This window comes from Pseudomonas germanica, assembly GCF_019614655.1.
Taxonomy (GTDB): Bacteria; Pseudomonadota; Gammaproteobacteria; order Pseudomonadales; family Pseudomonadaceae; genus Aquipseudomonas; species Aquipseudomonas neuropathica.
This window is the reverse complement of sequence record NZ_CP071586.1, coordinates 5,197,358-5,222,233: the sequence shown is the minus strand read 5'-3', so window position 1 is coordinate 5,222,233 and position 24,876 is coordinate 5,197,358. Positions and strand designations below refer to the sequence as shown.

At 52.4% G+C, this 24,876-nt stretch carries 16 protein-coding genes, 6 tRNA genes and 3 pseudogenes; 15 read left to right on the top strand and 10 right to left on the bottom strand.

Annotated elements, in window-relative coordinates:
• Positions 1 to 85 precede the first annotated feature (85 nt).
• Complete coding sequence (locus J0G10_RS23105) at positions 86 to 844, bottom strand: hypothetical protein (RefSeq protein ID WP_176471267.1); 759 nt, start codon at positions 842 to 844, stop codon at positions 86 to 88.
• A gap of 383 nt (positions 845 to 1,227) precedes the next feature.
• On the opposite strand from J0G10_RS23105, the gene J0G10_RS23100 reads away from it, so the two are divergent.
• From J0G10_RS23100 to J0G10_RS30345, 9 genes and pseudogenes are all read left to right on the top strand, one after another.
• Positions 1,228 to 1,303, top strand: a tRNA-Glu gene (locus J0G10_RS23100).
• A gap of 2 nt (positions 1,304 to 1,305) precedes the next feature.
• A tRNA-Gly gene (locus tag J0G10_RS23095) sits at positions 1,306 to 1,381 on the top strand.
• A gap of 104 nt (positions 1,382 to 1,485) precedes the next feature.
• Positions 1,486 to 1,561 (top strand) — tRNA-Glu (locus J0G10_RS23090).
• A gap of 3 nt (positions 1,562 to 1,564) precedes the next feature.
• Positions 1,565 to 1,640 (top strand) — tRNA-Gly (locus tag J0G10_RS23085).
• Between the two features lie 57 nt (positions 1,641 to 1,697).
• Positions 1,698 to 1,773: transfer RNA gene (locus tag J0G10_RS23080), tRNA-Glu, on the top strand.
• Positions 1,774 to 1,775: 2 nt separating this feature from the next.
• A tRNA-Gly gene (locus J0G10_RS23075) sits at positions 1,776 to 1,851 on the top strand.
• 222 nt (positions 1,852 to 2,073) lie between these two features.
• The gene (locus J0G10_RS23070) at positions 2,074 to 3,915 is read left to right on the top strand and encodes a tyrosine-type recombinase/integrase (RefSeq protein WP_220556843.1); all 1,842 of its coding nucleotides are present in this window, start codon (positions 2,074 to 2,076) and stop codon (positions 3,913 to 3,915) included.
• 804 nt (positions 3,916 to 4,719) lie between these two features.
• A pseudogene (locus J0G10_RS30215) lies at positions 4,720 to 4,923 on the top strand (Arm DNA-binding domain-containing protein); the annotation flags it as partial.
• Positions 4,924 to 4,959: 36 nt separating this feature from the next.
• A pseudogene (locus J0G10_RS30345) lies at positions 4,960 to 5,223 on the top strand (tyrosine-type recombinase/integrase); the annotation flags it as partial.
• Between the two features lie 255 nt (positions 5,224 to 5,478).
• On the opposite strand, the pseudogene J0G10_RS30210 reads toward J0G10_RS30345, so the two are convergent.
• Positions 5,479 to 5,562: pseudogene (locus J0G10_RS30210) on the bottom strand (hypothetical protein); the annotation flags it as partial.
• A 21-nt stretch (positions 5,563 to 5,583) separates the two neighbouring features.
• On the opposite strand from J0G10_RS30210, the gene J0G10_RS30205 reads away from it, so the two are divergent.
• The 4 genes from J0G10_RS30205 (at position 5,584) to J0G10_RS23050 (ending at position 12,802) form a co-directional block, all read left to right on the top strand.
• The gene (locus tag J0G10_RS30205) at positions 5,584 to 6,087 is read left to right on the top strand and encodes a tyrosine-type recombinase/integrase (protein ID WP_342593387.1); all 504 of its coding nucleotides are present in this window, start codon (positions 5,584 to 5,586) and stop codon (positions 6,085 to 6,087) included.
• Positions 6,088 to 6,499: 412 nt separating this feature from the next.
• The gene (locus J0G10_RS23060; RefSeq protein ID WP_220556842.1) at positions 6,500 to 7,756 is read left to right on the top strand and encodes a hypothetical protein; all 1,257 of its coding nucleotides are present in this window, start codon (positions 6,500 to 6,502) and stop codon (positions 7,754 to 7,756) included.
• 823 nt (positions 7,757 to 8,579) lie between these two features.
• A complete protein-coding gene (locus tag J0G10_RS23055) occupies positions 8,580 to 10,949 on the top strand; it encodes a sensor histidine kinase (protein ID WP_220556841.1) in 2,370 nt (789 codons plus the stop codon).
• Positions 10,950 to 10,951: 2 nt separating this feature from the next.
• Entirely contained in the window at positions 10,952 to 12,802 is a 1,851-nt protein-coding gene (locus J0G10_RS23050; RefSeq protein WP_220556840.1) for a hypothetical protein, read from the top strand.
• 100 nt (positions 12,803 to 12,902) lie between these two features.
• Here the strand turns inward: J0G10_RS23050 and J0G10_RS23045 are convergent, their stop codons facing one another.
• The 4 genes from J0G10_RS23045 to mobH form a co-directional block, all read right to left on the bottom strand.
• Complete coding sequence (locus J0G10_RS23045) at positions 12,903 to 13,742, bottom strand: phosphoadenosine phosphosulfate reductase domain-containing protein (RefSeq protein WP_220556839.1); 840 nt, start codon at positions 13,740 to 13,742, stop codon at positions 12,903 to 12,905.
• Positions 13,735 to 17,046, bottom strand: coding sequence for an ATP-binding protein (locus tag J0G10_RS23040; RefSeq protein WP_220556838.1), 3,312 nt, complete (start codon positions 17,044 to 17,046; stop codon positions 13,735 to 13,737). Before J0G10_RS23040 ends, J0G10_RS23045 begins: the two co-directional genes overlap by 8 nt.
• Positions 17,036 to 17,962, bottom strand: a complete 927-nt coding sequence (locus J0G10_RS23035; protein ID WP_220556837.1) for a DUF4007 family protein — start codon at positions 17,960 to 17,962, stop codon at positions 17,036 to 17,038. The genes J0G10_RS23040 and J0G10_RS23035 overlap by 11 nt, the downstream gene beginning before the upstream one ends.
• Positions 17,963 to 18,460: 498 nt before the next feature.
• On the bottom strand, positions 18,461 to 20,188 hold the full coding sequence (gene mobH / locus J0G10_RS23030) for a MobH family relaxase (RefSeq protein ID WP_220556836.1): 1,728 nt from the start codon (positions 20,186 to 20,188) through the stop codon (positions 18,461 to 18,463).
• Between the two features lie 230 nt (positions 20,189 to 20,418).
• Here mobH and J0G10_RS23025 point away from each other — a divergent pair, with 230 nt between their 5' ends.
• On the top strand, positions 20,419 to 20,613 hold the full coding sequence (locus J0G10_RS23025; RefSeq protein WP_027912535.1) for a DUF7740 domain-containing protein: 195 nt from the start codon (positions 20,419 to 20,421) through the stop codon (positions 20,611 to 20,613).
• 133 nt (positions 20,614 to 20,746) lie between these two features.
• Here the strand turns inward: J0G10_RS23025 and J0G10_RS23020 are convergent, their stop codons facing one another.
• Positions 20,747 to 21,709 (bottom strand): ArdC family protein, encoded by a 963-nt coding sequence (locus J0G10_RS23020; RefSeq protein WP_220556835.1) that lies wholly within the window; start codon positions 21,707 to 21,709, stop codon positions 20,747 to 20,749.
• Between the two features lie 134 nt (positions 21,710 to 21,843).
• Positions 21,844 to 22,173 (bottom strand): hypothetical protein, encoded by a 330-nt coding sequence (locus J0G10_RS23015; RefSeq protein ID WP_220556834.1) that lies wholly within the window; start codon positions 22,171 to 22,173, stop codon positions 21,844 to 21,846.
• Between the two features lie 450 nt (positions 22,174 to 22,623).
• Here J0G10_RS23015 and J0G10_RS23010 point away from each other — a divergent pair, with 450 nt between their 5' ends.
• A complete protein-coding gene (locus tag J0G10_RS23010) occupies positions 22,624 to 22,989 on the top strand; it encodes a DUF3742 family protein (protein ID WP_220556833.1) in 366 nt (121 codons plus the stop codon).
• A gap of 9 nt (positions 22,990 to 22,998) precedes the next feature.
• Here J0G10_RS23010 and J0G10_RS23005 read toward each other — a convergent pair whose 3' ends face one another.
• Together J0G10_RS23005 and J0G10_RS23000 are read right to left on the bottom strand one after the other, a co-directional pair.
• Positions 22,999 to 24,555, bottom strand: coding sequence for a conjugal transfer protein TraG N-terminal domain-containing protein (locus J0G10_RS23005; RefSeq protein ID WP_220556832.1), 1,557 nt, complete (start codon positions 24,553 to 24,555; stop codon positions 22,999 to 23,001).
• 10 nt (positions 24,556 to 24,565) lie between these two features.
• Positions 24,566 to 24,874: a hypothetical protein gene (locus J0G10_RS23000; protein WP_217856104.1), complete on the bottom strand. Its 309-nt coding sequence runs from the start codon at positions 24,872 to 24,874 to the stop codon at positions 24,566 to 24,568.
• Positions 24,875 to 24,876: the final 2 nt, after the last annotated feature.

The window sequence follows — 24,876 nt, the reverse complement described above, 5'->3', positions numbered from 1 at the left end:
CACGTCCACCGGGTATCTATCAGGTTCACTCCCGCGAGCCCACAAAAAAGCCACCTATCGGTGGCTTCTCTTTCAACTTCTGCAATCAGTCGTAAATCACTTTCTTCTTCCAGTCCGCATCGGCCTCGACATCTTTGAGGCCGGCGGTCAGTTGGTTCTCTTCACCTTCAACCGGTGCAATCTTGTCCATGACCTGGGCGTTCGCGCGGGCCAGGAGTTTTTCCAGGTATTGCAGTTGTTCTGCGTACATCTGCGGATCCTGCTGTTTGCGCAGGTATTGCACGCCGCGTTCGAAGGCGAGGCGGGCCTGGCCGGGCTGGTTTTGTTGCAGGGACTGTTGGCCGAGGTTGTTGAAGAATTCGATGTGCAGCAGCACCAGAATGTGGCGGACTTCGCGGATCCAGTGTTTGGCTTCATTCGGTGGCAGGAAACCATCGTGGGCGGCGCGGGTGATCTGGCCGTGGAGGGCTTCGAGCAGGAAGCGCACGTCTTTGGCTTTGGCTTCGGTCAGGATCGGTGCCGGTGGGTTGTTGACCGGGATCGATTCGCCTTGGGCGACCAGGGCGCTCAGTTCGGTGATGCGTGCTTTGGTGGTGGCGCTGGTTTTTTCCAGGTTCAGCAGGCGCTGGCAGACGTTCAGTTCCAGACGGGTCAGCAGCAGTTTGAGCGCCGGGGTCATGAACTGGCCGGGGAAGGTTTCGGTCAGTTCGCCGCAACGGCGCAGGCGGTCGTTGAGTTCGACCTTGGTGCGGGCCTTCTCCAGTTTGTTGTTTTCCACCACATGGTTCATGTAGCCAATGGCGATCAGAATTGCGATCCCGGCTACGACTAGCAGGGTGATCATGAGTGGTGTCACCGGTAAGACCTCTTTATAGGGTTCGCATGCGAGTGTAGTGGCTGGGCATTTAGTCGCCTAGCGCCGCTCGACGAGTTGGATCGGCAGGTTCAATCTGTATCGGCCGCACGCTGCTTATATGAATGCTGGCGCTGCGAGTGCAGATTGCCATCACTGTGGGTGGACTATAGCGTCTTGGCGAGTGGCGGAATATAGGCGTCAATCGTCGGGCGACGGAAAAGCCTGATTGCCGCCGTAAAGGTCGTCGAAGTCATTGATTTAAATAAATTTATATCAGGGGGTTGACGACCTCTCAATCCATCCATAGAATGCGCGCCACTTGCAGCGTAAAGCACACAGCGAAGCGCGGCAGGGAGTGAATGTTGTAGTGTGTCCCCTTCGTCTAGTGGCCTAGGACACCGCCCTTTCACGGCGGTAACAGGGGTTCGAGTCCCCTAGGGGACGCCAATGCGGGAATAGCTCAGTTGGTAGAGCACGACCTTGCCAAGGTCGGGGTCGCGAGTTCGAGTCTCGTTTCCCGCTCCAATTTTAAACAGTAGCGCTTTCGGGCGGTGCTGAGTGAAACCAGAACCAAGTCTTCGGATACGGATCTGGACACCGAAACACACACCATGTGTTCCGGGTAGCGTGTCCCCTTCGTCTAGTGGCCTAGGACACCGCCCTTTCACGGCGGTAACAGGGGTTCGAGTCCCCTAGGGGACGCCATTTGCGGGAATAGCTCAGTTGGTAGAGCACGACCTTGCCAAGGTCGGGGTCGCGAGTTCGAGTCTCGTTTCCCGCTCCAAATTCTAAAAACGCCGCTCAGTGAGCGGCGTTTTTATTAGTGAAAGTTGTAGCCTGTGTCCCCTTCGTCTAGTGGCCTAGGACACCGCCCTTTCACGGCGGTAACAGGGGTTCGAGTCCCCTAGGGGACGCCATTGCGGGAATAGCTCAGTTGGTAGAGCACGACCTTGCCAAGGTCGGGGTCGCGAGTTCGAGTCTCGTTTCCCGCTCCAAATATTGCGCTACAGAGTTCCACTGAATTCTGTAAGTGATTGAAATCAGGGCCTTTAGGCCCTTTTTTCGTTCCAGCGGGAACCACTGAAATCCAGCAGTATCCGGTGCGTTTAAGTCCAGAATTGAGTCCAGGATTCTGACGAGCACTGAATCGGTTTAATGCTGGAGCAGATTGTTTAGCGAGATGAGCATCTGGCCCTGACTCTGTTCAGGAGCTCGCGATGGCACTCTCAGAAATGACAGTTCGGCATGCCCGAATCACCGGTAATGACTACACCCTCGGTGACAGTGATGGTCTCACTCTCAATGTGACTGCCAGGGGCGGAAAAGTCTGGCTCTTCCGTTATTACTGGGCGGGCAAGCAGAAGCGCATGTCCTTGGGTTGCTACCCACAAATCACACTCAAAGAAGCGCGTACTCGACGTGACGAGGCGCGGGCTTTGGTTGCCCAGGGCATCAACCCCTATGAGCATCGCAAACAACAGCGACTTGCTGTTCATGCCGCGAAGGAGCATACCTTCGAGGCCGTGTTCAATCAGTGGGTGGAGTTCCGCAGGCTAAGCCTGAAGGAAGGGCGCCAGAGCACGCTCTCGCAGATCTTGCGAATTTTCAATAAAGACGTCTTGCCTATATTGGGTGCGCGTTCTATCTACGATATCAGTCGTCATGATCTGCTCGATTTGCTGAGCAGAATCGAACAGCGCAAGGCCTTAACGACGGCCGAAAAGTGCCGGACCTGGTTCAACCAATTGTTCCGCTATGCGCTGGTGAAAATCGAGGGGATGGAACACAACCCTGCTTCAGACCTTGATGTGGTTGCACTCCCCAAGCCGCCTGTTACGCACAATCCATTTCTTCGTATGGATGAGCTCCCGGGATTGATGGTTGCTCTCCGAAATTACGGCGGTGCCAACCAAACACGGCTTGGCCTTCGATTGTTGTTGCTGACCGGTGTCCGCACGGGTGAGTTACGGTTGGCGACACCCGACCAGTTCGATCTGGAGAAGCGCTTGTGGGTCATACCGGCGGAAGTGGTGAAACAACTCCAGCTAGCTATGCGGAAGCCAGGTAAGCAGATTCAAAATGTACCACCCTACATTGTTCCGTTGTCGGTTCAGGCGCTGGAGATAGTGCGTCACTTGTTGGATCAAGTTGTCCCCGCTCAACGTTACTTGTTTACGCATCGAAGCGATCTAAGCAAGCGCATCAGCGAGAACACGCTGAATGGCGCGTTACGTCGGATGGGGTATGCCGATCAACTCACCGGTCATGGGATGAGGGCAACGATCTCGACGGCGCTGAACGAGATCGGATATCCGAAGGTGTGGGTGGATGCTCAGCTTTCTCATGCCGACCCGGACAAGGTGAGTGCGGCCTACAATCACGCGGAATACGTGGAGCAGCGCCGGACCATGATGCAGGATTGGGCGAACCGTCTGGATCTGTGGGGGCAGGGCCAGCTGAAAGCGGCGAGTTCTCCGCTGACCATTCGTTTAGAGGGTGCAGCTTCGTTACCTTCGTTGGAAAGCGCGAACGCAAACACCGTTCTGTACAGCGATGGCTTCCCCGCGACGACGGTCCCAGCCTCCAAAATTTCCGTCAGCAACGAACCGGTCCTTAACGCGGCTCAGTATTCACCTGTCCTACCTGCTCCAACGCAGACTGAACAGCTGCACGAACCCCAAGTATCTGAGATACAACGTCAGCGGGCCGAGATGCTAGCCACCTATGAAGCTTCGAATAATTTGCCGCTGCTTGTCTTCGCCAAACTGGCAGGCAAATCCCGGGATCAGATCAACCGCGATATCAAGGCTCGGCGCCTGCTATCCCTGAGCTTGGGGAATCGCGGTCAGCGCATTCCCGATTGGCAGCTTGACCCACTGCGGCACAAATTGATACTTGCTGCCTTAGCGCGGTTTCCGGATGTCGATGCGTGGAGGCTTTATCGGACCGTCTGTGAGCCTCATGAGCGACTGAAGGGGCGTTCGCCAATCGATGTGCTCACTCTGGAGAATTTCGACGTTACTGCACGGATCGTTTGCACTGCCTTAGGCTCACTCTGAGGTACTGTCTTCGAGCGGTGACCACGGATGTTGCCGCTTGTTTAAGTGCATCTTGCACGAGCTACTTCTGAACGCGTGGAGTTCACGAGTTACATGAAATGTTGGAGAGGGACAGAGATAGGCTTCTGTTGCGCAGAATGGCACCATTTGGCAATATCTCGTCCCCGCACTCTCTTGTCAGCTCTCCATCCCTCTCATTTGGGGGCTGTGTCCTGGAGAGGGTGGTTAACCCGGCCTCGCGCCGGGTTTTTTATTCATCCGGCAGGCATGGCTGATGGATAAATTTTGAACATTCAGTGACCCTATGTATGGGGTGCTAGGGGTCGAGTGTTCGAATCACTCCGTCCCGACCATATTTTTCAATGAGTTAGCCCAATTTTAGAAGATTGGGCTTTTTCATGCCTGAAAAATACTCCTACATTTACTCCCACGGATATCTTTGATCTAAATAGCTTTGCCATTTGAGAGGCGTGGTTGTGTTTGGGTCTCGTCCGCTGCGCCATATTTGCTTCCACTAAGGCCCACTGAACGCCTGAAAGTCACGGAAATAGCGGCCTTGAGCCGCTTTTTTCGTTTTCTGAATTCCACCGGAATCCATCCCCAGCCACGGTTTTTAAGTACACATTTAAGTACACCGCTGGCACAGCCTTTTACGATTCCTTGCACATCAATTTTCGTATTGGTCCGTCTACCGCTGAGTTGTATTCCCCTCCTTGATGCAAAAGGAGGTGTCTGATGGCTCTGACAGATACAGCGATCAAGCAAGCCAAGCCCGCCAGCAAGCCATAGACGTTAACCGATGGAGATGGCTTGTCTCTGCAAGTGCCCCCGACGGGTTCGAGGCGCTGGCATTTCCGTTTCTATTGGCATGACAAACAATTGCGTATTTCCCTCGGCATCTATCCTGACGTGAGTCTCAAGGAGGCTCGTCAGCGGAAAGAGGCTGCACGTGCGCTGGTGGCCAACAATATCGATCCCCGATCTCATTGTCGTGCCGATCGGCAGTAAGCCTCTCACGCCGCCAACAACACGTTTGAAGCGGTTGCTGATCGCTGGCATGAGTTCCGATGTAAAAAGCTGACGAAAAGTAAGAAGGGCAGTGCTGGGCAAGCCAGCAAATACCTGAAGAAGGACATGCTGCCGTGTTTGGGCGATCTTCCAATCGCGGAGATTTCTCGTGGTGATGTGCTGGAACTCATTAGACGAATTGAGCGCAGAGGGGCGTTGGTATCTGCTCGAAAGGTACGCACCTGGCTCAACCAGATCTTCCGTTTTGCTATGGCGGAGGGGCTAATTGATGTGAACCCAGCTGCAGACCTTGATATCGTTGCCGAGACGCCGCGACCAGTTCGCCATAATCCCTTTCTCCAGGTAAGTGAGCTTCCAGGATTGCTCAAGGCCGTCGCTCTCTACGAGTGTGTAGAAGCTACACGGCTTGCTATCCGTCTATTGCTGCTGACGGGCGTGCGTACAGGAGAGCTGCGGGCGGCCACGCCAGACCAATTCGACCTCGACAAGGGGAGGGATCTTGATCAGGGCGAACCAGAACTCGAACTCACCGAAGGCTTTTACCGCGATCATCTCGACGCCGAGGTAGGCGAACATCACCATTTGCAGGGACATCAACACGCCTTGCACGCCGTCTGGCTGGTGCCACTGGAGGGTGTGATGCAACTCCGGAGTCGTGTTCGAACCCAAGGGAATGAGATCCCGCCTTATGTGATCCCACTGTCTACTCAAGCGATTGCAATTGTGCGGAGGCTGATGCAGTTAAGGGCGCGCGGTGCGCGCTATCTGCTGGTTCACCGATACGAAACGCAGGAAATGATCAGTGAAAATACCCTTAACACCGCGATCAGCCGGATGGCGTACAAAGGACGGCAAACCGGCCATGGCATCAGAGCCACCATCTCAACGGCGCTCAACGAGGTTGGCTTTGTAGAGGAGTGGATTGAGGCGCAGCTTTCACACGCTGATACCAATCAAATTCGGGCCGCATACAATCATGCAGAATACGTCGAGCCGAGACGTAGGATGATTCAGTACTGGGCGGATTTATTAGATGCGTTAGAGATCGGCGATCCATGGCCTGTGCCCAATGCTCACCTGTTGCAGGCCCGGAGTGCCCCGGCGAGCTTTCTGTGGTCACAACGGGAATCTGCTAATTCCTAACGTGGGGTACGAGAAAGCAAGTCAATTCAAAAAAAGCCACTCGAAGGTGGTTTTTTTCCTCAGGAATGGCTAAGGATTAGGTGCAATGCACTAGATGTTCGAGCAGTTCAGGAGGAGATCATTCTGTAAGCTAAGAGCGGTAGATAGAGGCGGTTGCATTTCCATTGCCAGACCTCTGAGTCCGGTGGCTATACGTGCGTCACGTTGCTCACCTTCTGAAAAATTATGTAATAATGGCTAAATGGTGGCTCTTGGTGTTTGCCGATATGGATTGATACAGGTTAGATCGGTTGTCAGTAGATTAAAAATCTCAATTTCTAGTTTTCAGCCCGAATTCGTTGGCATCGCCTAGGCCGGGACGTATTCGAATTTTAGGCCATGAGCAGGCGATTTTTTTGTATATGAGGGTGTCATGTCTCAGTGGTTTTTACAGTTTTCGCTTCCCTATTATTCGCTTGTCTTGACCGGCTCCTACTCGCTGATGCAGAATTTTCAGGCTATGGGATGGGCCAGTATATGGCAGGGGATGACCATGGACTTCGGCATCATTCGGTCTGTAGCCGCGCTTTATCTTCTTCTCCTACCAGTGATCTACTTGCTTAATGTTCTGGCTGCACGGGTGCTGTCCCCGCGTCTGGCAGTCATGATTACTTTGGTTTGGTTCATACCAGGATTGCTTTCTCTGTCGGGTCTGTACAGCATAAAGGCTGTCGTCCCCGATACTTACGTCATTGGCTCTGGGGGATCGGATCAGTTAGGCAGTGTCCACGGTGCACTGGTCAATTCAATCCTGCTCTTGCTTGTTAGCTGGTCGATTTCGACTCTTTTTCTGCATGCGATGAGAGCTGGCAAGAAGAGCAAGAGTGCATTTGATCACCTCTGGTACCTGCTCGGGCTGACTGCAGTGGTGTTCTACGTGTCTGATGGCAGCCTCAAGAGCACGGCTGATAACGCGGCCCAGCATGAGAAGGATTTGTCGACTGGATTCTCGTTGCTTGAACCGCAATTTGCAAAAACTTCGGTGCGATGCCGCGAAGTGTCATTCGCTGTCAGTAATCCAATACTTTGTGCCTGGGTAATTGAAGCGCGTGCTTATATTAATCAGCAAGCGCAGGAAAATTGGGTCGGGCGTAAATATAAAGATGCTCCGTCTTCTACGTACGTGTTCCAATTGCTACGGTCGCAAGGTATTGACAGTCAGCAAATAATCAATGCTGTTCGAGTTTACAATCAAAACTATTGTAGGGGCAGCAACAGGGATCCAGATTGTCAGCCCATTCCTGTGGAGCTGAATCAGCATCCAGGCTTGCTTAAAGGAGAGGCGGATATTTTCGATCAATATCTTTTGTCAGTCGAAGGTGTATTGCCCTACGTTAACTATCACTGGAATGCTGAAGTCAAAGCTAGAGAACGGTACGAGAGTCAAAAAGCCGTGATAAATGAGCGATGGGCATACCTTGCGTTACTTTTTCCACTATTCATTGGAATTAAAATCTCCCATTCTAGTCGCGAGTTATTTGGGGGGATCGAGACCTCTGTAGTGCGCAAAGGCTTCAAGGCCCTAGGACAGAATTTCTGGAGTGTGTTGATCGTTATCGGTAGTACCCTCATGGACGTAGCCGGAAGTTTGGCCCGGAGACTAGGGCACATTATCACGCGTCGATGCTGAAAACCGCTTTTACGCGAGCATTGACCATCAGGTGTATTTGCAGGGAGGGCAATTCATATTTCCCGTGCAGAGCTTTGACACTGATGGACATCGGTGCCGGACGCATCGCCTCTACCTAGCTGCAAATTTCTGTCGCGCAGGGATGAGCCATGTTGCCAGTAGCCTTCTCCCTATCATTTTTGGAGCTGCGTGGTCGGGGGCATAGCAGCCCAGCCTTTGTGCTATTTTTTCAACATGGCCAGGTATAATCAAATGCGCAAACCTGTTTGGTAACAGCCCTGGTTCTGCCCTGCATCTGCCTCCACAGGCCGCAGCGATTAATTAACACCTACAAAGTAAGTGGCTATTCAGTGCCTAATACAGGGCTTGCTCATTGATGTCACCTGCAGCTTGAATGCGCCTGAACAGGTCGCGAACCAACAGGCCTGCTTAGCTCCAGTCGAACTGCATCACATAGGCGGATGAGGTATCTGGGGAGGAGGCTTCCATGCTGTCTAGTAAACTCATGGACTCTCTCGATTACCTCGGGTGGCGCATGAGGGGGCGCCAAAACCTAGGGATGAATTCTCTGATAGCTTGGCTAGCGCGTTGGCCCGGTAATCCGCGCGGACGTTCAGCTAATTTTTGCAGGTTGGTCTGACGATGAATTAATATTGGGTAATTCGCTCGAGCTGACATTTGGCGTCGACGTTCAGCTCGTAGCTACGGCTGATAGGTCCTCAGGCATGTCTTCTTATGGTATCAGTGATGGGATTTTCGGCGAACCCCGGCTTCTAGGTGAACCTCATCCATCATTTCACTCAAAATTCAAGGATCTGAATCAGTGGCGAAGTTTTCCGTAGCAGCCCGAACCCTCGTTCACCTCGGCGCAGAGCTCATCACCTCGGATGAAGTTGCAGTGAATGAATTAATAAAAAATTCGTTTGATGCCGAGTCTCCTCGAGTAAAAATAGAAATAGTAAATCCTATACCTCATCAGCTTGTCGAAGAGATAGGCAACAAGTTAAGCGCTATAAAAAATAATGTTGGTCTGAAGTCTGTAGTGGCATTGGCCGCTGAGCGTTTGTTGGCAGCGCTGCTTGAGCAGCCAGACGGGGAAGTCAAGAAGGAAGCGGAAAGGAAAATTCGCAAATTTGAATTCGTTAAGTTCAGATTTGAAGCGCTGCGTATCCTAGACACTCTTAACTATATCTCAATAGAAGACGCTGGCATTGGGATGAGTAAGAAGAACTTGTTGTCAGTTTTTCTTACCATCGGTACCCCGTCGAAGCTTCATACTCAAAACAGCAAGGATCTGAGTCGAAAAATCCAAGGTAATAAGGGGATTGGTCGGCTGGCGATGATGCGGTTAGGTGGGGTTGCGCATGTGACCACTTGGGAAAATACCAAGGTGGCGCACAAGATAAAATTTGACTGGCGTATGTTTGATGATCCTGATAAGGAAATTGGTGATATACCTCTCGGTATTTTGTCAACTCTACCTCCTCGCAGCAGTTCATCAGGAACACTGATTCAGATTTTTGCCCTCAAGAACACCTGGACCGAGGAAAAAATTCGCTCGGACTTAGTTGGTAAGTTCTTGCGTAGGCTTCAGAGTCCATTTGCGACAGCAGATAATAAAAAAAGCCCCATAAGTTTTCCCATAGATGTTCATTTCAATGGTGGGCAGAGAATCCCAATCGAAGGAATGAAAAAGGTTCTGACTGACCTCGTTCAAATAGACTTTGAACTCGAATTCAATCCGGAAGGTATGGGAAAAAACGCGAATAATATAGTAGAAACCAAACTCACTGATTATCAGCGAGGGAAAGACCCTGATGTCACACGACGGACGATAATTGAAGTAGCTACTAAGTTAGAGGCTACGAAAGACGAGCTTGATAAAATTGGGCCATTTAGAGCCGTCATTCGGTGGTTTAATCGCGATAAACTGCGTCAGCAGGCAACATTACATGGTAGCTGGAAGGCGGCTAAGCAGGAATTAGATTTGTGGAGCGGCGGGATCGCCATTTATCGGGACGGATTTCGGGTTGGATTTTCCGGTCAATCAACTGGCGAAGACTGGCTTGGGCTTGATAGCTCGGCGTTAAAGCGCGGTGGTTTTGCAGTCAATCGAATTCAAGTGGTCGGTGCACTTGAAATTACGCGCACGCTGAATCCAAATCTGATCGATCGTTCAAATCGTGAAGGACTAATTGACTCGCGGGAAACTGTATTAGTTCGTGAGCTATTGACCGATTTCGCGATAGGAGAACTGCGTAGGTATATAGACAAAGAGGGGCGGGAAGAGAAAAAAACTGAGTTAGATGATTTGGTTGAAAGTGCTCCAGCGACGATCCGGACTAGGGTTGCCAAAGCGGAACAGGGTTTGGCTGAGATACGCTCAAAAGTTTCCCCTGAGGTCAAGAAAACCATACAATCTATATCGGTGAACCTGCACCTGATAAAGAATGAAGTAAAAAAGTTTGAGGACGCGAGCAAGCAAGCGAGTGAGAGGAGAGAAGATATTCTTGAGCTAGCAGGCGTCGGTACCGTGATGTCTGGAGTACTGCATGAGCTGACCAGGACTACTGGGCACACTAGACAGCTTCTCCAAAAGCTGTCCAAGGATGAGTCTCCTCAGACAAAAGCGCTTCTCTTAAAGTTAGATGCCGAGATTAAAGCGATTAACACTCGGTTACGGCAACTCGACCCTCTGACCCCTTCTGGTCGTCATCGCAAGGAAGAGTTTGATCTAGTCGCGTTGTTAGAAACAATAGTAGATGGCTATGCAGCCCGATTTGAGAGGCATGAAATTACGTGCGAGTTATGTATATCTAACGAAAGCGCGCTTCGGCCCGTAAAAGTAACAATGGTTAGAGGATTTGTCAGTCTGGCTATCGAAAATCTGATCACCAACTCAATATACTGGTTGAAAGAAAAGAGCAAAGTCTCTACTGAGCAATCGGCGATCCGAATCGAGTTGGATCCAGAGTCTAAAACGCTTTCTATTAGTGATACAGGCCCAGGCATATCGCCCGCAGACAAAGATCGAATTTTCAGCGCAGGGTTTTCTCTACGTCCTAGGGGGCAAGGGTTGGGGCTTTTCATCGCAGCAGAAGTTGCAACTTATCATAACGCGAAGTTACTTCTCGACTCTCCTGATGATGATGGGCGTTATCGTTGTTTTGTTCTCGAGTTGCCGAGGGATTAAAAATGGATTTTAGTGAATCTTTGATGCATGCCAATATCAAGCGCGTGGCCATAGTGGATGATGATCTATCCAGAAGCATTACGACTCAAGATCTACTAACTATTGACGGTGATCTCGAGGCACTATTGAGTGATCCGAACGATCCCGATAACCAACAGTACCAGGAGTTATTGTCTGCGCTGGGACATGATTACGATAGCCTTGAGGATAAGGCTGGGCCCTTGTCAGATCCGGCGCTCGCAGCACAAGCGCCTGCTAGGTTGAGGAGTGCAGCTGAGCAAGTATTAGAGGCGCGTTCTAATAATGCTGAGCCAGTGGCTAGGCTGCATGCGCTTTTAATATCGGCAGGCATATCAGAAGATAGTATTGATAAGTACTCTTCTCCGTACATCCCGCCTGATAAATTGTACGATCTTATTATTGTTGATTATTTCTTGGTTGATAATTCTGAAAAGAAAACCTTACCTTTTATTCGTGAGATGATTGAGGCCCATGACGGTAGAGAACACCCGTTACAGGTGATTTTAATGTCCACGCATGAAGCGGAGATCAAAAAAGAGTTTCGCAATTTCCGTCCTGAGCTAGGGGTCACAAGCTCTCGTATGAGGGTGATGGGGAAACCGGTGTCTGACGACTATCTCATACAATGGCGTCTCGCGTTGCTGCAACTTGCTAATGACCGATCGTACATCAATGTTATGGAAGGGTTCATCAGAAATGCCGGAGCTGCAATACAGAAAGCGGCTGCCGACCAAGCCCGCAGTATGTGGGAACTTGATCTTCAAGCTATGGACATTCTGCATGAAACGTCAAGTCGGGATAACGATAATTATTGCCGTTATGTAGAAGAGTGCCTTAGTCGGAATTTGCTAACTAACCTTGAAGAGCAAACCGTCATGCGCGCGGCGCTCACAACTCTTGAAGAGCAATTAGTTACTCATCGTGTAACAAAAGTTATTCCTCCCGTTGCGGAGGTCGGTGACTCCCGCGCCGCTATCCGCGCTCTTATGAAGAGCATGGAATGGCGGGGAGGTGCGGGGCCTAGTCTATCAGTTTATCCGGCAGGCGGTTCGGCGTTAGAAAAAGCTCGTTGGGTTCGTCTCAACCTTCGCTTCGGAATGGTTCTCAGGGCGGCTGACGGCAAGGAATGGCTAAATATCACTCAAGCCTGCGATCTGGCGCAAGCTAAGGATGCCGACGTTGAAAATACTACATTGCTTTTGATCGGCGGTTATAGAGCTCATCCATCGAGTTCAACTGCGAACGAGGCGATGATTCAGATGAATTCAACTATGACAGACAAAGATGCGCAAGTACTTGGTTGGAACCTGCGCAGTGTTAGAACGCCCTCAATACAACAGTTTGGCGTAGAGTACGAGCAGGGTTGGTCGGTGTCGGGTGAGCTGCGGTTAGACTTGGCGCAGAGCATAGCTACGCAATATGGATCAAGAACGGCAAGAGTAGGTCTTCAAAAGAAAATGTGGAGCTGGAGGTTACAAGGAGTCGGGCTTGCGGCCCACGCTCTTTTGGATGCCGCTCCGGAGAGCCCCGTTGTTGGTGTTGTGCTTTCTGGTCATGGCATGTCTCGCGGCAAGTTTGAAGAAATTCATATCGACCGAGAAAGCTTAACGGCGTTATCTGATGAATTTCCAGGTGTTTATTCAGACACGGTTCACGCCCATGAAGGATTGCAACTAAAGACCGGCAGTAAAAAAGATGGTTCTCCGCTCATTCTTTATTGCAAAGGGACACCGGCAAATATGGGTGAGCTCCGCACGGAACTCAGCCACGAACAATGGTTAACGCGTGCAGATAATCGGCAGAAAATAATAGTCGCACTTTGGTACGCCTGAGTCATATCGCCTTATGAAAGCTGACGGAGCTTTGGGGGCAGCTTTCATTTAAAACATCTTCGTACGAAGATGTTTTAAATTCCACTGCTAAACAGACGGCTTATTTGTGGCAGATGTTGCAACTACCGTTCGACTCATCTACCCCATAAATCTCGTCGATTTCTTGGTTTTCCTCCCAGGGCCGAAGTGGGTTCCGAGGCCTCCGTGCCTTCGTCCTAGCGATGCGCGCGTCGTATTCTTTTCTAATTGACACTATACGTTCGGGCTTTTCAAGATCTGTCAATGGTTCCCCTTTAGTCCATGTAAAAGGTGAGCCGTGCTCAATCGCAGTCTTTTCCAGCGCTTTTGCTTCTTCAAATGCTGCTGGGTGCCGTTCCCGGAGGCGAACCCATTCAATTTTTTGCTGAAAAAAGCAAAACGTACATCCACTCCGGCTTCGCCATTCGTAGTATCTGGGAAGGCCTACTCCTGACGACTCGAGTATCTCCATAACCCCAGCTTTATCGATACCATCTCCACGAAATGGCAGAACTATTTTTAGGTTCTCGTTCTTCGAAGAATATCCTTCACGATAGTCTTCATCCGAGCGTATCGCCACATATGAGAAGACCCGTTCGCCTTTGGCGAGCATCGGTCTGGTCCACTCTTCAAAGGGAGCGAGTTTCAGTTGGCGCGTGCACCAGCGAGTTTGCGCAGACGGCAGAAAATTATTGTATTCTTTGAGCCAAAACTCGAAATCTCTGCGAGGATTAAGTCGCAGGATTGGTTTGCCTAGGAACCCTTCGAGGCGGCCTAGAAACTCATGCACTTCAGGGAGTTCTTCTCCTGTGTCCGTGAAAAAGTACTCAATATCTAGCTCGGGCCGTGTTTGTCGCATGTACACCGCTAGAGCGGCGCTATCTCGCCCTCCCGAAAGACCTAGAAGATGTCGTTCAAGCATTTTCGACCTCCGTGTTTTTTACCATGGTCGTTCCTGCGCGTGCTATGGCGGCCAAAAGAAGGTCGCCATCAAGGCCTGACGCGGTCAAGAAGCTTATAATCTGATCGGCAGCTTCCCTAACTTTTTCACGGTCCCTGCCAGCGATTTCGAAGTGCTTGGTAACGAGGCTTGATGATGCTCCCTCTCCAATTACCACGGCGAACGATTCACGCCCCGGCAGTCGTCCTTCTACAGAGACGAATGCCTCTGCTCTTCTGAATGCCAAAGACAGGTCGGCAACTGCAACGAGGGCAGAATCGAAATCGAGATCGGTCCAGTCTCGGGGCGGCTTGTTCACCGCCAAACCTAATATCTCTTCTACGCCCTTTGTGGTGCCATCGCGTTGTCTGAGTCTGGCGGCGAAGCCCTCTAACCTTAGGTCGCCGGTCATTGTCGACAAGTACTGCGCGCGTGCTCTCAGTTCAGGGTCATCACCTTCTTCAGCATCCAGAGCTTGAGCTAATCTAGCATCAGCTTTCTTGAGCATGTCTGAATAAGCACTGAGCAGCTCCTCTAAAGGAGCCTGAATGTTAGCGCAATACTCGTTTTGGTTGGGAGAGAACACCTCAGGGAGGTCTATGAATAGGAGTCTGTGTGGGTCAGATGCTTTTAGCAAAATATCGCGAACTGTTTGTGCTTTTTTCGAAATGCGATGCGTTCGTCGTGTCCATGCAGGGAGCGAAAAGACCAGGGCCACCAAAGCTCTCGCAACCTCTAACGGTACCTCGCTAGCAGGGGGGAAGCCGCATTGTTTTAAGGTAATCGACAAGACTTCGAGGGCGCGTTTTTTCTCGGCGTCGTCATCTACCCAGCGTACCGAAAATCTCCCGGCATCTTGCAACATCTCGTCGACGTCCGCGTCTGTCAGTGAAGGTTCAAATACGCCGTCTCGGTATACTGCAACTGTCTCTGCATGAGCGAGCATGAAGGCAAGCGCCAATACGGGTAGCAGGCCAGCTTTTACCCCATAAGGGCGTGATCCCCATAGGGAATACAGCTCCCTGAGACTTACCGTGCCCGCTATGCGTGTAGAAACCAGCTCGAGGGCAGATGTCCATAGCGGAATAAGGTTTCGCTGGTCGGGTAGCTCTGGAGCGTAGAAACGCCAGGCTCCATCAGTCCCTTCACGGTGTAATCCCGTTGAAGATAACAAGGTGTCGTATAAGCCGCGCTCAGCTGGAAACCCCTCTATTCCAAGATTCTCTTCGAACGTATTTTTTATCATTCGGTGAAGGAGGTCGCGGCGGGCTTTTACACTGTTTGCCGAAAGCGAATCACGGTTTACAAGTTCACTCCAGACCCTCGGTGATGCTGAAAAAATTTCATTAGCCATTTCTGAGGCTAATGTTGACAGCGAATTAGATTTCTTTCGTTTCGTGCCGATTCTCCACTCAGCCTTTGTTACAGCCGCTCGAAGCGCCTCCTCAAGAGCGCCCTTTACTGACGATAGCCGGGCGGCCACTTCTCGACGTGCCACTGAGTCGCCTTCCAGCTCGGGGCTGCCTTCGAAAACAAGTCTTAAAGACAAAAGCTCAGCGCCTAAGTCCGCAATCAGCTCATAATTGGGAGGTACACCGTAGATGATAGGGCTCTGCGAATTGACCGGAAGCGCAGCCAGCGCTCTTCCGGTTTCCTGGGCATTGGACTGCCGCTCGGGTAGCACTAGCGCAAGTCGGCCAAATTCGCCGCCTTCTGGTTGGTAGTTACTCGCCAGATGTTCCGCTTCGTGGACGGAGTGCATTGATACACCAAGCCATCGGAAACTTCCGGTGTCATTGTAGTGACGCTTGGCAATCACAGGGTGGAGGTTTGCCATAGCGGTTAGCGTTTTCATATCCGCAGAAGCAAATGTCGCGCGCGCTTTCGCGACTGCTTCATCAATATCGAAATCGCTTCCCTCATAGATTGTCCAGGCCCCGACGTGTTTCCTGAACAACGCAACACGCCACACTGACAACTTGCTTAAAAGCGCTTCTACATCTGTCTTACTACGGCCATGAAGAATTGTTTGAAGCACATCATTGTCTGCGGCCAAGCCAGAAACACTGCGAAACATATCAATGATGGCCAATGATTTGGCTAGTGCTATCTCGTCTGCTGCTCCACCTTTGGATTCGGTTCTTTCAACCGCTTCCACAGCTTGAGCCCATCGGTGCCCATCTGGGGAGGCTAGAATCGCTTGTTCTAAATTCGCCCTCAAGTAATCCCAAAATTTGTCAGGCCCATAGGTCGCTTTGCCGTCCCACTGCTCGAGAAAATCCTGGAAGCCATTAGGTTCAAGGGAGGTCAAGAAGCCAAATACGCTGCGTTCATTTTGGCCAAACTGGCGACGTGAAGCCGGACCGAGAAGGGCCGCCGTTACAGGATGGAGAGGCCAGCAGCGGTTCAATAAGGTGCCCATGCCCTGACCGACAGCTGGGCGTCTACCTGAAATTGCTGAGCCAATGATTTCCGCTGCACTCAAATCTGCTGGGTGCGCAACTTTGCATTCTATCGCCCTGCCGATCAGCTCGACCACTTCATCGCCGGTTGCTACGAACGAAACGTCGGAAAATCTTCCTTGGACCTTCGCCCACTCTTCCCGGGCTTCGATACCCAAGCGCGAGGCATACTGGCGAAACGCTTGATGGAGAATCCCGATAACAACGATCTTTCCGTCACTGCGTGCAGCAGTTTCGGCTAAATCCTGGAAAAAATGGACATCGTCGCCACCGGCAGCCGAGGCTTCAAGAAACTTACCCATTTCATCGACAATTAACAGCACGCCGCCGCAGCCTTCCCGGCAGGCCTCGTTAGCGAGATCTGTAACTAGCGTGTCTTCAGATGAAGCTTTGTCTGCTGTGCCAAGCGCTTTCGATAAATTTTGAGCAATGGCTTTGGTGATGCTCCCGCGTCTACCTACAACTGGAACTACGAGCCAGTCGCCGTCATCAGCGGAAAATACTTCATTAAAATAGGGGATATTTTTTAGCAGTTCGATGGATTTCTTTCGAAGTGCTTGATCGGCTGACACTGCTGCAGCCAGGACAAGTGCAAGTGATGACTTGCCACCTCCATAGGGCCCAGTCCACGTGAATGCTCGTTGATTACTGCCTGCTATCTGCCGCGCCATAACGGAGAGAGCTTCTCTAGCTGTGTCTGTTAAGAGGTAACCGTCTAGCGCGTCAGACCTACCAATGTCAGCATCAATCCTAACCGAGCGGCGATAATGCCTCACTATCTTGACTAGGTTTTTGTCGTCCGCAACTCCTAATTCAGCAGTCATAAGATTTTCTCAACATTCTTTCCATTAGCAATTCAGAGTCGAAATCAGCTCGATGAACTTGGCGGAGTCCGGAGGTATCCGACCAACGAAGCTTGCCCTCAGTGTGGTCCGCGAGGGAGAAAAGTCGCTCAGCTACTGACTCCTCGTCTAGCTTGAAGACCCTTCCAGGAGAACCTTGGGCATAAGCTATAGCTTCAAAGCTCAGTGACGATTCTGCCTTCCTGTGATTTGCCCAGAAATCGAGGAGTGCCCAAGTGAACATTGCGTCTGGCAAAGTCGTTTTAGGTCCTCTACGAAAAGAGAACACACCCTTACGCTCCTCCTGGAGCAAACCCAATTCGGCTAACATGGGCTCTGCGGCTTCCTCTACAGAAGAGGACGCTGATCTAGGGGCGTACCCTCTCAAACAGGTATCTAGGTCGCGGCTTAGGGTTGCCTGCGAAAGCTTCTTACCATTTGCCACGGTCAGGGCATATTTAGTGAGTATTGGTAGGGCTTCATCACGGCTGAAGGATTGTGCTGAGAGGCTGTTGAAGAGCCAAAACCATGTCGTTGAACGGCTTCCTCGACCGGCTAGGCACCAATGGGCGTACCATGTAGTCACCGGGTTCTCGGAATAGGGGTCAAGGCCCCCTGCGCCGAAGATACTTTTGCCATCCTCGGTAAGATCAAAATTGCGACGAGATTCGTCTTCCGCAATCACGTCGCACGCAAGCGCCCAATGTCGAATTGACGCAACCATATTCCTGCCAACGCCAAAATACGCGATCGCCTTTTCGCTAGCGAAGGTATCCTTAGAAATTCTACCGCTAGCGTCGGCCTTATCGACCGCTTTTTTTAGCCACATCTGCCGCAGTGGGAATGTCTCATGCCCAGAAAAATGGGCATCCGTCCTGTTCGCCTGCACCATAGTCATCCCACTCATCGCTAACTGGACGCCTCCTCCAGCACCAAACGTGCCGACTGGTGAACTCATCCAGTCTGAGGGGCTTTGTGTGCATTGTATCCTCCGTAGCGGTTGATGTCTCGTCAGGGAGACGTTCCGGCAGCGCAAATCTGAGCTCCGACGGAACCCTGCTATGGCCTAAATGACTCAAGTGCAGGGCCCCTCGTTGAGCGTTATACGCCTCATGCTGAGTTATATTTTTCGAGTTTTCGTGGTTGTTTTGGGTTGAGCTTCAATGGGTATGTGTTGATTTATAGATCCCAATATTCCTTTTTTCAGTTTTAAAATTTGTATGTGCTTATTTGGGTGTAATGATTTGATTTTGCGTCTAAGCAGTAGATTTATAAATATTTCCTAATATCTGATAAACCTCTAATCGGTTGGTCTGCATTTTATTCGCAAGTTTATTTGGTGTGCTTGGCGCATGTTTAACTAGTTGTTCTATGTGGTACTGTCCGTGAAATATAGCTACTGGCTGGCGTCAAGTTTTAGAAAGGGATTGTCTGGCGGAACGTTTTTTATAAGTGAAGCCGGTTCGGTGATAAGGTACCCCTTCAACGAAGTTTGCTTTCTGGGACCTTGTACCTTGCAGGTCCAGATGTTCAAACCATCAGCGCGCTTTCTGTGTGCATTCAGTTTCTCAAACTGCTTCTGCGCCCAACGCCATTCTTCAATCTCTTGATCGACCCCTTTCGCGATGCCAGGAAACTCCTGGACATAACGTTGGAAGAGGCCCGGCGTCACGAGAAACACAGTGCCATCCACCGTGTGAACCTTCGCCTTGCTGTCGTTGATGATCAGCTTGTGACTCACAACGCCTTCCTTGACCCAATTTAGGAATGCCTGACCTGGGCTGTCCGATGGAGGCGTTGAGGTTTCGAGAGTACTTTCTGCCGGCGCATTGCTGGTCTCAGAGTCTACCAACTCGAACATGTCCAGCAGCGGGCCGAGGTAATCGGCATCCTCTAGCGCCATGGGATCCGGCTGCGGTTGACTTTTACCCGATACGATACTGACTGTCTCGGGCGCTGGTGTTGGTAGCGGGGTGTCAGATGAGCGTTCATGAGCCACAATGCTCACCGTTCCGCTGAACGCCTCAGGCCGGTCTTCGTTCCCCCAGATCAACGCCGGTTGGAGGCGCAGAAAGGTAAAGCTCTGCTGCCAATTTCCCTGTGCCACAAGCGCGGTCCAGATGGCTTTGCCTTCTGGGGTGGACTCGACCAGACCATGTGATTGCAGTTCGTCGAACACGGCGATGTTGGAGGAGGGAATGCCTTCAATCGATTGCGACAGCAGATGGGCTCGTAGCTTGTCCGTGACCGTCTTGCTGACTAGCCAGAGTGCGTCCTGGGTCAGCCATCCCGCGGCACCTGGCTGGTTGAGTTTCAGCTCGTGCTGAATCAAATGACGCAGTCCGCTGATCAAATGGTGTTGCAGCGAATGAGTCGGCGCTTGCAGCGCCTTGCTCGGGTTACCACCGATGTTCTGTGCGGTGGAAACACGGTCTGCCTGCATCACCAGCTCACCCAGCACGCCGGCACGTTCGTACTGACCCGCCAGGACATACAGCAGGTTGGCCCAGAGCGATGGGAACCCACTGAGCCAATCGAGGATCGGGCGGTCGAGAATCTGGGTATAGATCAAGCCTGCGGCCGCGCGGTGCAGGTGGTAGTCGCGACCCTTGAGGTAGCGAAAACGGTAGGGCTGATCCAGCGATCCCTGCCAAGGATGCCAGACACGGCCATCCTGGCGTTCGACCAGCAGGTCCACGGCGATCTTGCCGATGTCATGGAGCAACGCGCCATAGGCGATGCCAGCGGACCAAGCGTCGGTCTGGGCTGCTTGGTCTTCGGGTGCGGCGCCGGTGGGAAGCAGATACGATTGACGCAATTTCAGACTACAGGCGACCAACTCCAACCCATGGTCGAGCATGCCGCCAAGATAAGCATGGTGGTGCGTCTCGCTGGCTGGAAGCTGCTGGACCAGTTCGGCGTAGCGATGGATCGGATTTAAATAGAGCTGTCTGAATTGCGGATGGGAGAGGGCGGTGTACTGCCAAATGCGATCAAGCAACTGGCGGCGATGCCCGGCTGCTAACAAGCTCTGGGACGATTCGATGGACAGGTACCCATCGGCGACGTTTACGGTTGGTGGAGGAGGAGGCTTTTGCCTTTTGTGCCGAAACAAACTGAGCATCGTGACTTCCCGGGAAATGGCAGGATCAGTGGCCTTTTAGCCTTTTCGGATAGGGCTCTTACCCTTGACTCCCATTCCCCTTCCAACCCTTACCCGTCCTTTTGCCGTGTGTCCTTTTTTGCGGCAATCGGAATATCGATTTGTCTTGGTGCCGTTTTGTTGGATGCGTGTGCTGGTGCGAAAAAGGCAAGTGTCGGTACACTGCGGTGCGAATTTTATCGGGTCTTGCCATGAACCTCACTGACGCCACGCTCATACTGCTGCTCGCGGCACGTATCCATGGAACAGACGAAGCCGTCAGGGCCTCGGCGAAGAGCGTGGTCAAGAAGCTACCGCGAAGCAAACGTGATCTGATCTACAAGGTGATCGACAGCCGAAGTCCACTCGAACTGGTGGATTACCTGGCTGAGAATCTGGATACGTAACGGCGCACTGCGGTTACGGGATTACTTCATGTTCTTTGCGTCAGAGCTCCGCAGTGTGGGAATTTTCTGGGCATAGAAAAAGGGTCCAACTCGTGTTGGACCCTATGAAGCATTTGCAGCGGTGAGGTGACGATCAAGCTCCATCGTTCATGCATCGCGAGTCATCCATTCCCGTCTGCCTCCGTTGCTGCTCCAGGTTGAGCACATACTCCGAAGCGCATCGGGCCTGGCCACTGGCGCGGAAAATCGCGCGGTTGTCAGACTTGAGCAGGCCGAGCCAGGAGTCGATATAGCCCTCGTGCCGAAGCTCTCCCCGTATACCGGCGTAGGCACATAAAAAAGCGGCGCCCATTTCGGCGATCAACTCTTCAAATGCATAGCCTGGCGAGCCAAATGGACACGGAGATGTCACGCCTTCGCGCTGCAACCGAGAGTGGTGTCCGGTCCAGTGCGTCAGCTCGTGAAGTGCAGTGGCGTAGTATCCACCTTGATCGTGGAATTGCGATTTTGTCGGCAGTTGGATGAGATCCCTGATCGGGTGGTAAAAGGCTTCGTCGGCAAAACGATGGATGATATGTGCGCCCGAACTTCGCAACAAACTTTCTGCAGCAGCGTTAGGGAAGAAGGGATCGCTCGATTCCGTCTCGAGCACCGTTTCGTTGAGCGTTTCGAGCCCCTCCGTTTGCTCGATGTTGAACAGAAAATGCGTCCTGAGAATGCCAAAGTGAGCGACCTTGGGCTGACCGTTTTCATCTAGTACGGGTTGGCCTGATTCGGTCTGTTCCTCGCGTTCCATCGGTTTGTAGAGCACTGCCAGGGTGCTGTGCTCACCCTTACGGATGTGCCCGCCGGCTTTTTTGGCTTGGTTGAAAGTCAGCCAGCGATCTTGAGTGAACCCCTGCAACCTAGCCTCGGTCCAGAGCAGCGGTAAATTGATGCCCGAATAGGGACGCTGGGTGATGGCGTTGATGGGGTAGGGGTGGTGATGACCGACGTCAGCTGAGCCACTTGAGGACCAAGGTTTGATCCAGGGCGCTACGCCTTGGTCCAGCGCGGTAACAATCTTGTCAGTTACGTCTTGGTAGATATTGCGCATGGCATTTTCCTCGAGAGAAAACGGAGGAACGCCTTGCCCGTCGGGGAGGGTTCCCCGGTGGGTGTTGGTTGGATTGGATGCAGGACTGCGCGCAGTCTAAGTGTGGATCAGTGGCAGAGTCTGGCCATTTGCGGTCAGCGTTGCTGCTCTTTCGCAAGCGCTATCAGTAGGGCGTTAGGTTGGTCTGCTGCCTGAAGCTGGCTGAGGCTCAGTCGCAGCAATGGTTCATGATCTGCATCACTCGCTGAGACGAACTTGGCTACCTCAAACACCACGTAGGGTGCGTTTGGATCGGCCAGGTGTGCTTTGAAGGCTGCGCGTACGATGTTGCTCAGCCTATCGAGCTGCAGTTTTTCAGAATGATTTGAACCATCGAGCAATACTGCGTGTTGCCACGCGTCTGGAGTGAACACAACGGGCAAGTGCAGAGTGTTCAGTGCTTCGCTTGTGAGTGAGTCGGACATGGGGTGCCTCCGTTGATAGCGCGAAGAAACCTGTCCCATAGGGGAAAGAGTTTCCCGCGGTGGGTTGAAGAAAAACAAGAGGGGTTAGGACGAGCCGAGCTCGAAAGACGCTCGGGAGAGCAGTAGGCGTTCATCACCGTGAAGCGTGACCGTGCGAGCCACCGAACGCTAATCGCACTTGGGGGGAACCATCACCGGAGTGACGTAGCCTCAAAGGCTCTGGCTACCTGGGAAGGTGCTGTCGATAACAGCGATCCGTACCCTCTATGTAGCTGGATGATATGGATGGGTCAACGGCCATAGAGGCGCCGGTGCACGAGCTGCGTCTTCTGTCTTCCAGTGAAGCGTTTTTCGACCGAGCAAGCTGATAAACGGTTAAGCATGGGCGGTTTTCAGTAGTAGTCTGTAATCTCGATTTCCACAGGAATACGCTCAGAAGAGGGCGCAATCATGTCGGCTCAGCAGCCACTTCAAATCTCCCGCGCACACCGCTGGGCATATGCATGCGGTATGTTCGCCAAACGTGGTTATCGAAGGTTGAAAGGGTTTGAGTCTCGTGTGGCCAAGCGTGCAGTGACGGCAGGTTTGCCTGCGGGTAATTTACTCGTTCGCGGGATCTTTCTGCTTGCCCAGGTGGCCCTGTTCGGAGCACTTCTTTTTGTTAGCTTTTGGTTGTTTCTGCTGGTGTGCACATTCGTCGCATTAGCAGCTATCCCAGTTCAAGATTCAGACACTCCAGATATTGATGATCTCGATGATCCAATTCACAGAGCGTCTTGGCCTGAGCGGTACGATAAATGGGGTTCACTGAAGTAACCTCCCTGGTTATTTTGAGCCCGATTTACCTGAAATCATTCTTGCTCCGCTCATCAACTGAGAGGTCCCGTTAGAACTCGCTGTCTGCGCAGCCTGGGTTCCCCGGCTGAGCATTCCTTCTACACCCGAACCTACGCTATACCCAGCCCAGCTCATTGCGGCTAGAAAGACCATCGGCAGTACGATGAACATCGCCCCCATCACATACTCTATCACCTGCGCCGTGACGGTCCCGTCCATAAAACCGGATGTGGGCAGCGACAGCAGCACCTGATTGGACGCCGACACTTGGTTGTACAAGGTATCGAGCATGCTGGAGTCGACCCAGCGGGCCAACTCCCACCAGAAGGTCAGCATGTGCAGCGTGAACAGCGCGAACGTCACCGTCATGACGGTCTTTAGCTGGTAGGTACTGACCAGTAGGATCAGCGGCAAGCTGATGATGACGCCCATGATCAGGAAGGCCTGCACCATCGGCAGGGCTGCGCGTAGCGCGTTCATCGCCGGGAAGTTGCTGAAGGAACCGAGGGCTAGCCCAGTGTTGGTCGCCAGGTTATTGAGCCCCTGATTGATCGACCCACCGCGAGCACTGGAGCCATAGTCCTGGTACACCTGTCCGGGCGACATGGACATCGATTGTTGGCGCGGGCTGACCAGTTCGCGCAGGGTGGCATCCTCAATCTCGTTACTCGAACGGCCAGTCAACCAACCTTTTAGCTGAGTCAGCAGCGAAGGATCGACCTGCTTGATCAAGCGTTCGCGCAACCCGACACCACTGTCGTTCCACCACTGTTTGCAAGTGGGGTAGCCCGCGCCATTTTCCAGCCGTGGCAAGGAAATATCGCGGGTTTCATCATAGGGCCAGCTGACTCGCGGTGTCCGTGAGCGATCGGTGTCGTAGTAGCCGGGAGTGTCGAGAAAATAGCTTGAGCCGATCCAGGACGCATCATGACTTTGTGCCTTGTCCAACTGAGGACGGTTGGTGAACAGCCGAGAACGGGAATAGCCGTAGCAGTCGCGAGTGAAGTCGGCGACTTCCTGTAGCAGTACCTGGTTATCGATGCGAGAACTGTCGATCTCCATGCGCATCTGCCGGATGTCCGGTGCGCAGGGGATGGAGGCGGTGGCCGCTGCGGTCACTCCTTTACTCAAGGCGTGCACCAGAAACCACCAGATTGGCACGTTGGCAGAGCGTTCACCGATGGTGTTGAACGTGGTGCCCCAAGCGGTTTCCGCTGGCTTGGCCACGCTGACACCGCAGCGTTGGCTCGCTGCATCGTCGAACGCCATTGAAGCGAGGTTTAGCGGAAAGACCGGCGCACAGCCGAACAATACGACAATGTAGGCCAGCCAAAGCCGGTTCTCGATTCGAGGTACCGAGAGCAATCCTTTGTTGCCTTCATCCGCGCCTTGCTGACGGGCCGACAACCATTCTTGCAAGATGATTGCACCAAAGGGGGTGGCGAACAGGCCAGTATCGGACAGGACGTTCCAGATACCGTTGTTGATGATCCAGGCCAGCAGCGAGAGGTAAAACTCCAGGTAGCTGTTGGTGCTCATGAGCATGGTAGTGACCTCACAACCGAGTGAGCTCGACGCAGGTAAAGAGCAAGAGCCCTAATGTCCCGGCGCGCTTCACGCGCAGTCGGTCCTGAGGTCGATGTCGATAGCGCCTCAGCAGGTCCCACCAGAGTGCTAATAGGACGCCGTAGAGCAAGGCTCGCCACCACCGCAGGTAAGGCCGTATCGATTCCAAGGCTTGCTGCCAGACCTCGAAACTGCCCAGCGCAGTGCGGCCGATCCAGGCGATCAGTGCGGCGGTCAGGATCATCCCTGCGGCGATCCCTAGACTTGAAAGCAAAGTGAATAGCAGCGAGCGTTTCATGG

Coding starts and splice junctions, on each gene's coding strand:
- J0G10_RS23035 (WP_220556837.1), bottom strand. CDS start 17,962: ATGACTATGGTGCAGGCGAACAGGACGGATGCCCATTTTTCTGGGCAT.
- J0G10_RS23015 (WP_220556834.1), bottom strand. CDS start 22,173: ATGTCCGACTCACTCACAAGCGAAGCACTGAACACTCTGCACTTGCCC.
- J0G10_RS23105 (WP_176471267.1), bottom strand. CDS start 844: ATGATCACCCTGCTAGTCGTAGCCGGGATCGCAATTCTGATCGCCATT.
- J0G10_RS23045 (WP_220556839.1), bottom strand. CDS start 13,742: ATGCTTGAACGACATCTTCTAGGTCTTTCGGGAGGGCGAGATAGCGCC.
- J0G10_RS23050 (WP_220556840.1), top strand. CDS start 10,952: ATGGATTTTAGTGAATCTTTGATGCATGCCAATATCAAGCGCGTGGCC.
- J0G10_RS23000 (WP_217856104.1), bottom strand. CDS start 24,874: ATGAAACGCTCGCTGCTATTCACTTTGCTTTCAAGTCTAGGGATCGCC.
- J0G10_RS23005 (WP_220556832.1), bottom strand. CDS start 24,555: ATGCTCATGAGCACCAACAGCTACCTGGAGTTTTACCTCTCGCTGCTG.
- J0G10_RS23040 (WP_220556838.1), bottom strand. CDS start 17,046: ATGACTGCTGAATTAGGAGTTGCGGACGACAAAAACCTAGTCAAGATA.
- mobH (WP_220556836.1), bottom strand. CDS start 20,188: ATGCTCAGTTTGTTTCGGCACAAAAGGCAAAAGCCTCCTCCTCCACCA.
- J0G10_RS23025 (WP_027912535.1), top strand. CDS start 20,419: ATGAACCTCACTGACGCCACGCTCATACTGCTGCTCGCGGCACGTATC.
- J0G10_RS30205 (WP_342593387.1), top strand. CDS start 5,584: ATGCAACTCCGGAGTCGTGTTCGAACCCAAGGGAATGAGATCCCGCCT.
- J0G10_RS23010 (WP_220556833.1), top strand. CDS start 22,624: ATGTCGGCTCAGCAGCCACTTCAAATCTCCCGCGCACACCGCTGGGCA.
- J0G10_RS23060 (WP_220556842.1), top strand. CDS start 6,500: ATGTCTCAGTGGTTTTTACAGTTTTCGCTTCCCTATTATTCGCTTGTC.
- J0G10_RS23070 (WP_220556843.1), top strand. CDS start 2,074: ATGGCACTCTCAGAAATGACAGTTCGGCATGCCCGAATCACCGGTAAT.
- J0G10_RS23020 (WP_220556835.1), bottom strand. CDS start 21,709: ATGCGCAATATCTACCAAGACGTAACTGACAAGATTGTTACCGCGCTG.